Source organism: Mucilaginibacter lappiensis (assembly GCF_050433765.1).
GTDB lineage: Bacteria > Bacteroidota > Bacteroidia > Sphingobacteriales > Sphingobacteriaceae > Mucilaginibacter > Mucilaginibacter lappiensis_A.
Genome location: NZ_JBNPWP010000001.1, coordinates 16,070 through 29,591 on the forward strand (window position 1 = coordinate 16,070; position 13,522 = coordinate 29,591).

Genomic DNA, 13,522 nt, shown 5'->3' on the forward strand with positions numbered 1-13,522 from the left:
AAAAACGCCCCAAAAGACGCTAATGAGTTTTGCGATATTAAACGTTTTTTCGTGTTTTTAAGCAAACTCAAAAATGAAAAACCCCCTAATTAGCGGAATTAGGGGGTTTTTCATTTTTAACAAGTTAGGTTCGGGAGATTTTCACTTATTAAAAAAGCCCTGTAAATTCTTGATTTACAGGGCTTTATATTTTTAGCGGAGAGCTAGGGTTCAGAACCATCGCTCTAATGTATTAATTATCAGTAATTTGCAATTTAAAAAGTTCCTTACTCTACGAATGACGCAAAAAGCAAGTTTACTCTAATTGTTAAGCCAAATATAGTGATTTTTTGTGTTTTTCAAATTGTTCAATTTTGTCGTTTTTAAATATGATAAGCGTTTTTATTTAGATGCTTATTTTCGTGCTCGGCTGCCAACTACTCCCTGGCTGAAATTTAGCTTGAAATATGATCCAAAGGGGGGGAATGTCTTTGGCTTTTTCGACTTAACTTACAATTTGGATAAGTAATAAAGGACTTATTGTTATTGCCTAGTGGCTGACAAATATTAACTGTTTCGGCCGGGTGAGCTGATATTGATGGCGGCAGCCCGGACCGTTACTCAAATAGAATGATAACCGCTGCAAGCGAGCAATAAACAATATATGCTATTATTATGGAGAATGAAGGCACTCCGAATCCAGCTTTTAAGGCAAAACTTCACACGCTTTTGCGGTTAACGCGCAGTAGCCACCTTCTCCATATGGTTCAAAAGTCACGTCGTTTCGGCAATGAGCGCGGGCATGGGGAAGGTGTACCATACTTTCGCTTATCAAACTGCCTAGCAAGCGCAAAGCTGGAGGATACCATATTTTATCAATAAAATCTTAATTTCACTCACTATAATTATATTGGAATAAAATTTCAACGGCTTTAAGATTGCAAAAGAAAAGCCGATTAATCCCCCGGAAGTTAGGTAACTAGTCGGCATACTCGGAACGCATCCTTGTCCGAAATAGCAAATTTTGCGGTTATCCCTGTAATTGTATTAAGCCCGTTTTGAATGTTTTTGGCCTGAATATCCAACTCGTCAGGATGTAACATAAAAGGACTTTCAGCTTCGGCTTTATTTCTTGCTTCCTCATAAGTTATTGATTTAACATCTATGTTCAAAAATTTATCAAACCATCCTTTTTGAGATTCATACTCCATCACAAACGCTTTTGCAAATTCCGCTATGATAATTTGCCTGTCCATTGCGTCACTATAAGTGTAGAAAATAGGAATGCCATCGAATTTACCCGCTGAATTAGCAATAGGTTTTTCTGCTATAGGTATTCGGTCGTACATGTAACGTGCATCATGTGTAAAACTCTCATCTAAGTAAAGCATACTTGATGGCACTAAAATACAATCCGGATGGTATCCGGAATCTCTCAAAAAAATAATGGCATTTTCAACGATACTCACTAACGAACCTTCCTCAAAAATTTCAGGGTCATCTAAGATTGTTTCATAGAAAGCGTTGTCCGCTAGCTTTCCCGCTTCCTGTCCAATTGTACTTAATAGATAAAGATCTGACTCACTCTTATTTGGAAGAAAAAATTGTTTTATATTACCTATAAAGACTTTATTTCCTATGAAAGAAAGCCCATTATTGTTAGTTGAAGGTAACTTTCTACCAGACCGTTCAAATTGATTTATAATGTGTGCCTGTTGCTTCCAGGACCTGCTGATAATTTCACGGTACTTCATAACCTGATTTACATTTATTGCAGTTCCTGCGATGCTATCAAGCTCCTCTCGTTGTAATCGAGCATTTAGTAATTGAAAAACACGAATGGCCTGATCGGCTTTGGTAGCCATTATTTCTGGTGTTGGAGTTTTTAAAATAGTACTCCATTCATGGAAATTATTGAGGAAAAAAGTTTTTGCATTTATAAGATCATTGACCAGGAATGTAATCTGATCGGAGCTAAGCATTTTAGGTCCATTATAATATGGGGATAGGTTAAAATCGCGTATATGCTCCACCATAAATCCAAAAGTCAACCATTCGTATGGATTTGAAATACTAAACTCCCCACTATATAGATATTCTGGAAAGCGCCAGGTTAGCCATGCCATATATTGTACCATGAATCCACGGCGGAATTCAAAAATATCTTCCATAGCCTCAGTTGCAGAATTATACCTAACGGGTATCTGTTCAAGTAAGTCAGAGGTTTCAGAAGAGGAATTTTTTTCGTGCTTCCGTAAATGTATAAGCCATGCTTTTATACCAAACAACGTATGCCTCCTGTAAGTACTATGCGTATTTCTATGTTCAAGCAGCCCTATTGCCTGCTTAAATCTCGGGTAGTCTTTAGAACTAACCATGTAGAATAATAACATTCCAAACTGGTAATAGGCATTGTAACTAAATTGGTCTAATTCGTTAGCCTTGTCTCCTTTTTCCTTTTTGAGTTCGCCGATTTTGTATAATAATAGTTCCAGTTGCTCAGTCGAATCGAGGGTGAATGGAATAAATTCTTGGTAACCAGCTTCAGCACCTTTGACTTTTAGAAGTGCATAGTTTTCAGGATAAAAGGCAACCACTTGCATAAATATATTTATGTTAGAAGCAATAAGAGAAGTAAAAGAAAGGCCTGCATAAAACTTAAATAGTTCTTTAAAACAGGAAAAATTCCTTTTCTTCACTGCTGCCTGAATACCCAAGCGTAACACTGGGATGAAATTTTCAGTTAAATCAAAACTGCCCTCGCTGTTATATTTTAATTGTTGCTCGAAAAGAGAAGTGAATCCCTTTAATAAACGGATGAGTTCTTTTTCCTTCCCCGTTTCTGCATAGGTCAATAATCTTTCGTCAAAGTGGTCCCGTAATTTACTGACAGGAATAACCTCTTCGATTTTAGAATCCATAATAGTGAACTTTTTCAATGCTTTCGATATGCCTGCTGTGTTGCTAATTCCTGGCACAAAAATATAGTCGCCCGATTCCTCAGTTTGCAGTCCTATATACAGCGGGGTATATTTCTGTCCTTTCTTCTTGTTAGCATCGAGATAGTGCGCAAGTCCAATCAAATCTATATCTACAATATATTTCTGTTTCTTTTCGATTTCAGCGACCTCTCCGCCATTCATTATTCGCATAGATGCTTTAAGCCAATTGCTATCTATATATGATCCAAAATTATAAATTTTTATCCCTTGCTGGGCCATAACGCGTTCGAACTCTTGGAGACTATATTTTCTGATAAGACCTTCGTAAATAATTACACTCCCAGCTCTGACCAATTCGGCGTTCATCATTTCATCAATTTTTTCAGGGTCGATGAAGTTGATTATCTTAATAAATAAAAATCCGATCAAAAAAATTACTGTCAGAAACTCAAATCCTGCCGTTACCGTAAATGCTTCGTAAATTTTCCCGGGAGTGTAGAGGTAGTGAACAGTTGATACAAAAACGAATAATCCTAAAACTGATAGAACATAAATAATAACAGCGTATAGTTTAGTCTTGCGAAAAAGTAATTGGTATGCGTAGGGTTCTTTTATGGCCAAGTTACTGACTAAAAAAGCAATTACCGCCAAGCTCATTCCGGAGATCGTGGCGAGATTACCCGTTCTTTGATCGACGGCGTTTACAAAATCTTTGAAATCATGTGAATAGGTTCCAGTTGTAAGGGGGATGAGAAAAAGGAAAAAATATATAACGACAGCACCCAATATTGGCACCAGCCAATAGCTTGGTTTTAACCAACTGTCGTACCAATCCTGAGTTTGTTGTTTTTTTACGTTTTTAAGCAGCTCCGAATGATGTATTTCAATTCGGCGTTCTACCGTATATCTTACCCAACTGGGTGATGTTTTCATTGTGACTTGGTTTTAGATTACAAATTGTTAATTTGTACATAGCAAACATATTGAAAAAACGCCTAAAAATGTGTTGAAACATTTATTAAAGAGCCATTTGTGAGATTTTATTTTTAGCGCTGAGAGATGGAAAGTATTAGAATATTTAATGTCTTGTTAGATATCTGGCGGAGTATAATGAAGTACTTTTGTTTTAATGAGAATCTTGTACGTATCCAATAATATTATAGATGATGATATAGTCCGCAATGCCTTGGGGGCGCTTGCGGAAAGGGATTCTATATATTTTGTTCATGATTTTACTGAAGCAGAAAACTTTATTACTACTTTCCTTGTAGGTCAGCAGCAATCTTTGGATTTAATAATTTGTCACAATAAGATTTTTCAAGAGGTTGCACTTGATTTTAAAAATAAACTAATAGTAGATACTCTAAGAACCTACTCAAACAGGGATTTCAATTTGCATAAGATTCCGATAGTCGTATTGATTGGGGCTGCCGAAAACCGAAGAATGTTTTCCCGTCAAGGCTTTTCTGATGTATTGACGGATCTTGGTACAGAGAATATTCATAAGTACATCACCAAGTTTAAGAACCCTATCAAAATTTGGAGAAAAGGCGTTTTAGATGAATTGGACAATCTTGGAATAAAATTTAATTCAGGTATAATTGACTATTCATATTATTTTACCAGGGTAAGAAAATTTGTAAATACACACATACTTTCAGAGAATTTTCAGCAAATCCCAAGGCGACTTGATTACTATTGGTTAATCCAAAATCAACGGCAGATCGAAATGGCAATAGACGAATTTGTTACCTTGCTGAAACGGACACATCGTTTAAATAAGAAACGGGAGGAAAAGCTATATCATAAGTTTTTTAACCGTAATAAATCATTTTTATTAAGGGATAATTACTCGCGGTCTTGGTATGAGATGGAACTCCCGCTGTCTGCAACAAAGTCCCTTGAGCCAGATTACAGCCTTAAACCTAACATGAATTATGAGACCGATTTAAGCATCTTAGAAGTAAAGCTTCCTAATGAAAGCTTTGTAAAGCAACGCGCTTTTCATCCCACGCTTTATTCAAAACTTATTGATCACCTCGGACAGGTAAATGATTATAAGGATTATTTGGAGAGTGATCAATATCAAGAAATTTTAAAGCAAAAGTATGGGTGGGTTCCGGAAAAGATCGAATATAAATTACTGATCGGACGACAGGACGATAAGGAAGAACACCGCGATATCCTTGAGAAACGAATGCGCCATTTCGGTCAGACAAATATCTATTTAATGACTTACGATGAACTACGTGATTATCAGGTAAAATTCTTAGAACGGATTAATTTACTAGAGGTTCGGTAACTGAATTTTTTCAAAAGCGTAAACCGTTACGGGTAAGTTGTCCTAATTTCCGTTAGACCTGTTGACTGTCTGCTGGTGAAGGAGTGCCGCTAATTCTTTTTGATTTTATTGATCTGGAAAATAATGGGTAATATTTGTCATGCAGTTTTTTTAAGATTGCATTTGCATCGCACTCGATACAGTCGAGTACCGCAGCGAATTCCGCGCCGTCCATGGTTCTTTTTTCTATTAGTTTTTCTGCAAGCGTCTTTACCATTTTAGTAACCGTCGGATCTTCGCCAAACGCCTTGGCGATGGTATGTGAATTCGCTGCTAATGATAGATAAATAATATTAATGACGAGGTGTATAGGCAATATTGCCCCTAAACAACAACGGTGTGAAGCGAAAATTTTTCAGTTTTTTTATCTTTAGTTTGTAGGAGGTAAATAAGGAGCACATGTGAATTTTGATCAGGCCATTTTGGTAAAGCACCGTCATAGCCAACAATAATAAACGCGCAAAATCCAAGCGCAAAAAAGCCGAACTATAGTAGAGGAGATGGGCTCTAAAAAAATATCTCTATTAACTCTGAGTTGGATTTATATTACCTTGTTCAACCGAAACAAAAAAATGGGGATTTTAGCTAAATGCGTTCAATGCGAACATTGCCAGGAAAAATACCGGTTGCGATATAATTTGGGGAATAAATATCCTCAAAGTGCCACCTTTCCATGCCATACCTGCGGTGAAGATTTAACATTCGGTGTTGGAACGGATAAAGAAATTTTTAAAAACATAAGGGAGATTCCCTTCAAAATGGATTTAAAAATTGTTAACCTGCATCCCGAATTAACCTTAGATGTTGCATCTAAGAATGATCCGCTATATTTTCCCTCCTTAGATTTTATGGTACGCCAGCATCAAAATGGGAAAGATGGAATCGCTGAATTTCAGGCGGCCCAGCAATCCTGTATTTTATATCAACAAAAATGGGATGCGGTTCAAAAGGATTTCCGTTACCTAACAGAGAAGCGTTGGAAACTACTTGAAGAAAAGTATGGAACTGATCAAAAGGTAACTGAGCACAAAATTCTAATGGAGGTATTTGAAGCGGCTGATCGCTTCTTACAAGGCAAATGGGCCGAATTTTCAGATCATGTTCTCGATGTAGTCGGTGATGCTTATAAGCACCCAAGTTATCCTAGCTTGCGTGACTACTTGCTTGAGTTCAAAGAAGATTTTCTTATGAATAAGCTATATGAAGTAATGAAAAGCTATAGAGAATTAGAAGAGGTTCTGCTGCCTACGCTGCTTCATCAAAAATGTGGTTTTGTACCGGAGGGATATTCTTCTTCTGTAAACTGGGAAAAGTTAAAAATGGCTTATGGCGATTTTTTTGAAATCTACGGCGACCTGTTGCTTATTCCAACCTCGCTTAACAATCTGCTTACTAGAAATGATATTAATAAATTTAACACAGACGGCTTCAACCTGAATAAATATATTGACGCCGACAAATCCAGTAAAGCAGAAAACTTCAAAGCCAATAGTAAACTAGTTGGCTTAGGCGAATTCTATGATTCGGGAATACGGAATGGTACGCATCATAAAGCCAGTACATTTGACAAGGATACGCAGACGATATCATTTAAGACCGGAAAAGGTGGAAGGGGGCGAAGACAGATGTCCCTAGTAAGCTATATCGAACATTGCAACGAGCTATATGCAAGGATTTTAAGCGTTACTAAAGGGTATTATCTCATAAACATGATGAAACCTAAAAATCGTTAGGTTTCAAAAAGAAGACGTTCGTGTTATACATCTTCAATAAGAGCATACTTGGGTCAAAATCCGCGCATCCAGAGATTGCTTGTGGTCATAGAACAATACACAAGCGTTTTTACCATTTATTTTAGAACCAGGATATATTATTCCGTCGATATTTGCTCCGGTTAGCCCAGCATAGGTGTAACGGAAATATTCGGTCACTATTTGTGTTGGAACCGCTAAGCCACGTGTCGATGAAACGATAAGTTATTCTGTTTGATAAACAACCGTGATGATGCCTGGAATATCAGTTTATTTTATACCCTTTTCCAGCTTCGCGTTTTGCCCAGCCTGTATTAACCACATGCCATCTTCTTTTGTCAACACGATCATTCGCCGAAATTCAAACGTTTCGCCAGGATAGCGCTTATCATCGGTTAACCCGGTTCTTACATGGGCAATGGCAATATTCGCTGCAAGGTATTGGATATCCTCTATGCTACGCGTATAATAATGACTCAGTTTAAAGTAGGTATTATGTGTTGCTCGGTAATGATCTTCTATATCCTGCCTGCCTATATAATAAGCGCCAAACCAATTTACCCAGGTAGCATCAATACGGTAATTTGCTGCCAGCCCTTGCGGATCATGCCTATTCCATGCTTCCTCGTAATTTTTGACTAGTTGACGGACAGCGGCATTTTCTTTCGTCGTATCAACTTGTTGAGCGCTTGCTTTAAAAAGTATGATGCTGAAAAATATCAGTAGCAGGAGCCGTTTGCTTATGTATTTCATAGTAGGTTTGAGTTCTTTAAATTAATGAATTTATTCAGTTCCTTCGAAGTGCCGCTGGATTTATCCGTTCGTTCATCATTGATTGCGGACCTGCTTTAATCAAAAATAGAATTTTACGTCTAATTATTAAAGGTTTAAAAATCGATATTTTTCTCGCCATGCTCACGGAAGCCTGAAAAGTTTTCAAGAAGATTACTAATATTCAAGTCATTCGCATAAGCTGTTGGCTTTTTTCATTTTAAATCCTACTAATTATTTATGGAAGAGGCCAGAGCAACAGAAGCTTCACGGCTTTCTGCAATGCGCCATCTATATGTCCATAGAAGCTGCCATTTTTATCTATCATGATGCTCTTTTCTCGAGCATTTTTCGAGAAGAAGTATCGCTGAAGTTTGTTGAAAGGAGAGGGAGAGTTCAGAACCATCTTACCTAATATTTCATAACGACGAGAAACAAACTCGCCGTTATGAATATCTAAGGCAGCCCATAACGATAAATGCCAATGTTTGTATTGTCATTGAGTTATGAGAAAAAAGCGTTTTTTATTCGAAGTAAACGCGGTGCTTGCGGATAAACTCCCGCATGCCCAGCGGCTCGCGGCCGGTAATATCTTTTACCGCTGAATTAGTCCCTGCAAAAACCCCGTCCCGGCAGTCTTGAGCCACACTTGATATATGCTGAATAAAATGCGGATGGTAACCTTGCTTAGGAGCTTCCGCCTGATAGGTTTCGATACTTATCGGTTCGTAAGTAATTTTCCTGCCCAATTCTTCACTCAGAATTTCGGCAAGATCAAAAACGTTGTACTCAACCGGCCCGAAAAGCGGGTAGATCTTGCCTTCGTGTCCCTCCGGGTTTAACAGTAATTCTGCGATCACCCTGCCCTGATCCTCTGCTGCTATAGGTGCATAACGGCCCTTCCCAAATGGCAGGATCACTTTGTCCTGTGTTTTGATCGTGTCGCTGTATATCAGCCACTCAGCAAAGAACGTCGGACGAATATGGCTTACATTAAGACCCGACAGGTCCAGCATTCGCTCCGCAACCCAGTGGTCCCTTGCGCCGTTACTTTTTGCCTCACGGCGGGCCGAAATCTGTGACATATTCACAATATTGCGAACACCTTCTTCCCTTGCAGCCTGTATCAGATAACTCGTACCGGTAAGTATGCCGGGGGTAAGGATCGGATAAATAAAATAGACGCCGGTAATACCTTTCAATGCATTGCTTACCGCGTAAAAGTCATTGACATCGCCCTGTACAACTTCGACACCCAGTTCTTCCAACTTTTTTGATCGTTCATCAATTTTGTGTACCAGGCCACGTACCTGCGCACCTCTCTTTAGTAGTTCAGGTATAACATACCCTGCGGTGTAACCTGTTGCTCCTGTAATCAGAAACTTTTGCTGATTGCTCATAAGATTAATTTAAATGTTTATTACTATGTTGTTTTTCGGGATTGTTAAACCTTGCCATCGAGGAATAATTTGGCCTGCAATACGAAATGTTCATGAAACTGATAATGTGATGCGTGATTCGAATCCGGATACAGGATCAGCTGCGCATTGGGTAAGTTCTGCTGCAGCAAGTAGGAGTTGACTGTGGGGAAAATAATGTCATGCTTACCATTAACCACCAGTACCGGATGGGTTATTTTTTGCAGGTACTCAAATGAGCCTTCGCTTTTCTTGCCCCATTCCGCGATGGCGGCCAGCTGCGCCGGTATCACTTTATCACTGATGGCGATATCCCGGTCCTCTTTTCTGGCCCTGATGCGTTCCAAAAATTGCCAGCCGGCAGCCTGGCTGCTCTCGGTTGGTAAAAAGAACGTATCCAGTAACAGCTCATCCGGTTGATTGTAGGGCTTGTCGAACAAGGCCCAAACTTCCGGCAGGAAGGTTTCCAGACCTTCTCCACCTCTTGGGCCTGATCCCACCAGGATAATACGGTTAACTAATTCCGGGCGGTCCACAGCTACCTGCTGTGCGGCAAAGCTGCCCATGGAAAATCCGAACAGGTCGACCTTTTTAAGCCCGAGGGCATCAATAAAGGCTTCAGCATCTTTAGCGATTTCGGCAATGGTGTGCTTTGGCTCACCGCCCGATTTAGCGATTCCCCTGGTATCAAAAATGATGATCTCCCGGTTTTCCGAAAGCGGATCGAGTACAGCCGGGTCCCAGTTGTCTAAAGTTCCGGTAAAATGCTGGAAAAATACAAGAGGCAGGCTGCCTCCGTTTCCAAATCTGCGATAAGCGAAGGATACTCCGTTAACATCTGCGAACTGCGTTGGTGCAGTATTATGGGTGTAATTATTCATGTTTTTTTTATTTGAAGCGTTTAATTGAATTAGGCTTGATGAAGGAACTCGTTTACCTGTTGCAGAAATTGTGCGGGGTACTGGTAATGCGGCGCATGATTGGTATCCGGATAAACGATCAGTGAGGCATCTGGCAGATGCTCTTTCAGGATCAGGGCGTTAACAGTAGGACAGATAATGTCCTGATCTCCGTGTATGATCAGGGTTGGCTGTTTGATCTCTTTGAGATAGTCAAAGCTGTTTTCCGCGGGTTTGCCCCAGCTAAAGATAGCGGCCAGTTGTGCCGGCACGACTTTATCAGTCAGTGCAGAATCTTTGTTGACCCGCGCCCGGATCCGGTTTAAATAAGCCCATCCGGCTTTCTGACTTTTCGCGGTCGGTGTAAAAAAAGTATCCAGCAATAATTCATCAGGATGCAGATACTGCTTTTTGAACAGTGCCCAAACCTGCGGTGAATAATCTGCCATCCGCTCACCCCCGCGGGGGCCGGTTCCCAATAAGATCAGTTTGTGAATGAGTTCCGGGTGATCGTAGGTCAATTGCTGGGCGACCATTCCGCCTATCGAAAAACCGAACAAGTCGATTTTTTTCAGGCCAAGCGCGTCAATAAATGCGGCGACGTCTTTCGCCATTTCGGCAATGGTATCAGGTGTTTTACCTGCTGAGGCCGCCACGCCTGCATTATCGAAAATGATCACTTCCCGGTCCTTTGCAAAGCCGTCAATGACGGCCGGGTCCCAGTTATCCATGGTGCCTGTCAGGTAATTGGTAAATACGAGCGGTAGGCCGCCTTTTTTACCATACCGGCGATAGGCAAATTTTACGCCTTGTACGTCGACAAAGCTGGTGGGTGCCGTTCTCGCCGTATAAGTGCCGACGGAGCTGGCTAACAGCTTGCTTTTTGGCAGCAGTGTAAGTCCTGCAGCGGCTATTGAGCCAAGTTTTAAAAATTCTTTTCTTTCCATATCAGTAAGTGTTTACCCGCCGGACAGTTGATCAGGCTATCCTGTCGGGTACGGTCTGAACCGTGTTATTGACTAATTAATGATGCGTTCATGCTAGCCACATCTACGGGACAAATATAGAATGAACGATTGTTCATTATGATTAGCCCGGATTGATGTTTACTTATTAATGACAAAAATGAACAATCGTTCATTGTACATTTGCTTGGTATAAATACGTAAAGAATGAACAGGGCGGAAAAAACAAGGCAGTTTATCATTGAAAAGACCGCTCCGGTCTTTAACACCAAGGGGGTAGCGGCAACGGCTGTGACAGATATTATGGAAGCCACTAAAATGGCCAAAGGAAGTCTGTATGTACACTTTCAAAACAAGGAAGAGCTGAGCCATTGCGCGGTTGACTGGAACCTCCGCCAGTTGACGGATAAGTTTAAGACTGAGGCAGAAAAGTACACGGGAGCAAAAAATAAGTTTTTTGGACTACTGGATTACCTGAGCGATCCGCTGAATCCGCCTGTTCAGGGAGGCTGCCCCATGATGAATTTCGGGATGGAAGCGGACGATACCAGTCCGGTGATCCGGGACAAAGTGTACCAAACTATATGTGATGTTCAGCAGGGCATCATGGACATCCTGGAAAAAGGGATAGCAGACGGCGAATTTAACTCCAACTGGAATTATAAAGAATTTGCGATGAAGGCCTATGCGATGATTGAGGGAGGCATCCTGGTTGCAAGGGTATCCCAGGACATTTCCCAAATGAAAATGCTAATGGACATCCTAAAACGTGAGCTTAACGAACATGCCGCAGAAACTCATTAATACACAACATCAGCTACAAAATAAAAATGAACAAACATCCATTAAGACAATTCAAAGAGTCACCGGGTGCGACATTAGCGGGCCTAAAAGCGCTGCTCGCCGATGATGTGGTTTTTTCGAGTCCGATATTTTCCAGGGAAGTGAAAGGCAAGGACCTTGTGGCGCTCGTAATGCTGACTTCTACATCAGTCCGGGACGGGCAGTTCACACACGAATTTAAGGAGGGTCAAGATACGGTGCTGATCTGGGAAGGCAAGATTGATGGGCATAAGCTGGTCAGTTTTGAACTGATTGAGGATGACCAGGACGGAAAGATCAAGTACAGATCTGTCGCTTTCAAGCCATTCCCTGTAACCGAACTATTTAGGGATGCGATGTATGAGCAATTGAAAGATATTATTCCGGAGGATATGTGGCATCTTCAGCCGTTATCTGAGGAATAAGTTGAATCGTCTGGGCCATTAACCGGCTTGTTCGGAAAATACAGGGTTGGCCATTTTGCTACAATTTGATCATGTTAAACAATTGAAAGTAAATGAACCCAACTTTGGACATATACAAATTGGTGCTCCAAATAGCACGGAATGGCCAGGTCAAAGCCTTCTGAATCTCCACATCAAGCATAGCCTGCCACCAATCAGTCGGCCTGTTTTCGAGTATTTGTTTGGACTTTTCCCGCAACTCATCAGAATCCGGTACACCTTATTCTCTCAATGAGATCAGAATAAAGGAAATCGGGAAGAACCGATACCTGCAAATATGAAGTGTTGCATGAAAAACGGTGTCGGCTTTTTGGTTAAACGCCATCTCCCGTTTACCTGTTTTTTTTCAAGCGCCGCCATTTTTCCAGGGCTTCCTTTTGAAGCACTTTGGTACGCTCTATCGCTAAAGCCTGTTCGTCTTTTTCACAAAGAGGCCCCTCAGTTTTTAATACGGGCACCTGCTGTTGGGTACGAGCAGGCGTATGATTTTTCTGCAACAACATAATCTACTGTTCTTGGGTTAAACATAATCTGGTGAAAACTCATCATGATCCATGTCGTCCTCCAGTTTGACTTCTGACTGGATCATTTCCTTTTCAAAGGTTTTCTCGTCCTTACGGTTTCTTCTGATGAGCCAGATCATTAGTATTATCATTAGAACGATAAAGAGGCCGGTCAACCAATAATTGATATCCACGACCTTCAAAATTAGCAGGTATTTATAGGCTTAGTTCGGTGTGTTTCTTTTTTTGTTTATATCCTGACAGCTGTTTCCTGACTACCTGGTAAAGCTGATCCAGATCAAAAGGCTTTTTAAGATAATCATCAAAGCCCAGTTCTTGATAACGCACATCAATATGGTTATCGCAGCTTAAAGCGATGACCGGCAGCCTTGGAAAATGCGCCTTGATCCACGGGCAGATCTGCTTACCAGAGTAATTGCTGAGCCGGCAATCCAGCAATACGAGCTTTGGATGGTGTCGCCTGATCATATCCAGGATGTTTTCGCTTTGACCGGTCAGGCCGCAAACCGGGAATCCTTCCATTTGTAACGCGGTGCCGATCACATCTAAGGTGACAGCATCGTTTTCTTGTACCATGATCGTTTCCATAAGCTTTATTTTTTATCAATAAACAATAGAAACACCGGTAGAAATAGCATTGGTGTTG

12 protein-coding genes are annotated in these 13,522 nt (G+C 40.7%); 5 read left to right on the top strand and 7 right to left on the bottom strand.

Annotated elements, in window-relative coordinates; all coding sequences use genetic code 11:
• Positions 1 to 950: 950 nt before the first annotated feature.
• Positions 951 to 3,854, bottom strand: a complete 2,904-nt coding sequence (locus M2273_RS00070) for a hypothetical protein (protein WP_429391483.1) — start codon at positions 3,852 to 3,854, stop codon at positions 951 to 953.
• Positions 3,855 to 4,059: 205 nt separating this feature from the next.
• Between M2273_RS00070 and M2273_RS00075 the strand changes: the two genes are divergently transcribed.
• Together M2273_RS00075 and M2273_RS00080 are read left to right on the top strand one after the other, a co-directional pair.
• Positions 4,060 to 5,223, top strand: coding sequence for a Shedu anti-phage system protein SduA domain-containing protein (locus tag M2273_RS00075; RefSeq protein ID WP_429391486.1), 1,164 nt, complete (start codon positions 4,060 to 4,062; stop codon positions 5,221 to 5,223).
• A 539-nt stretch (positions 5,224 to 5,762) separates the two neighbouring features.
• Positions 5,763 to 6,995: a hypothetical protein gene (locus M2273_RS00080; RefSeq protein ID WP_429391488.1), complete on the top strand. Its 1,233-nt coding sequence runs from the start codon at positions 5,763 to 5,765 to the stop codon at positions 6,993 to 6,995.
• A gap of 288 nt (positions 6,996 to 7,283) precedes the next feature.
• Here the strand turns inward: M2273_RS00080 and M2273_RS00085 are convergent, their stop codons facing one another.
• From M2273_RS00085 to M2273_RS00100, 4 genes are all read right to left on the bottom strand, one after another.
• Entirely contained in the window at positions 7,284 to 7,766 is a 483-nt protein-coding gene (locus tag M2273_RS00085; protein WP_429391491.1) for an SgcJ/EcaC family oxidoreductase, read from the bottom strand.
• Between the two features lie 542 nt (positions 7,767 to 8,308).
• Positions 8,309 to 9,184 carry an NmrA family NAD(P)-binding protein gene (locus M2273_RS00090; RefSeq protein ID WP_429391492.1) on the bottom strand — a complete coding sequence of 292 codons (876 nt, stop codon included), beginning with the start codon at positions 9,182 to 9,184 and terminating at the stop codon, positions 8,309 to 8,311.
• A gap of 44 nt (positions 9,185 to 9,228) precedes the next feature.
• Entirely contained in the window at positions 9,229 to 10,083 is an 855-nt protein-coding gene (locus tag M2273_RS00095; protein ID WP_429391494.1) for an alpha/beta fold hydrolase, read from the bottom strand.
• 29 nt (positions 10,084 to 10,112) lie between these two features.
• Complete coding sequence (locus M2273_RS00100) at positions 10,113 to 11,048, bottom strand: alpha/beta fold hydrolase (protein ID WP_429391496.1); 936 nt, start codon at positions 11,046 to 11,048, stop codon at positions 10,113 to 10,115.
• 225 nt (positions 11,049 to 11,273) lie between these two features.
• Here M2273_RS00100 and M2273_RS00105 point away from each other — a divergent pair, with 225 nt between their 5' ends.
• From M2273_RS00105 to M2273_RS00115, 3 genes are all read left to right on the top strand, one after another.
• A complete protein-coding gene (locus M2273_RS00105; RefSeq protein WP_429391498.1) occupies positions 11,274 to 11,870 on the top strand; it encodes a TetR/AcrR family transcriptional regulator in 597 nt (198 codons plus the stop codon).
• 26 nt (positions 11,871 to 11,896) lie between these two features.
• Entirely contained in the window at positions 11,897 to 12,313 is a 417-nt protein-coding gene (locus M2273_RS00110; protein ID WP_429391499.1) for a hypothetical protein, read from the top strand.
• A 328-nt stretch (positions 12,314 to 12,641) separates the two neighbouring features.
• Positions 12,642 to 12,857, top strand: coding sequence for a hypothetical protein (locus M2273_RS00115; protein ID WP_429391501.1), 216 nt, complete (start codon positions 12,642 to 12,644; stop codon positions 12,855 to 12,857).
• Between the two features lie 15 nt (positions 12,858 to 12,872).
• Here M2273_RS00115 and M2273_RS00120 read toward each other — a convergent pair whose 3' ends face one another.
• Together M2273_RS00120 and M2273_RS00125 are read right to left on the bottom strand one after the other, a co-directional pair.
• On the bottom strand, positions 12,873 to 13,007 hold the full coding sequence (locus tag M2273_RS00120) for a hypothetical protein (RefSeq protein ID WP_429391503.1): 135 nt from the start codon (positions 13,005 to 13,007) through the stop codon (positions 12,873 to 12,875).
• A gap of 64 nt (positions 13,008 to 13,071) precedes the next feature.
• Entirely contained in the window at positions 13,072 to 13,464 is a 393-nt protein-coding gene (locus tag M2273_RS00125; RefSeq protein ID WP_429391505.1) for a response regulator, read from the bottom strand.
• Between the last annotated feature and the right edge of the window lie 58 nt (positions 13,465 to 13,522).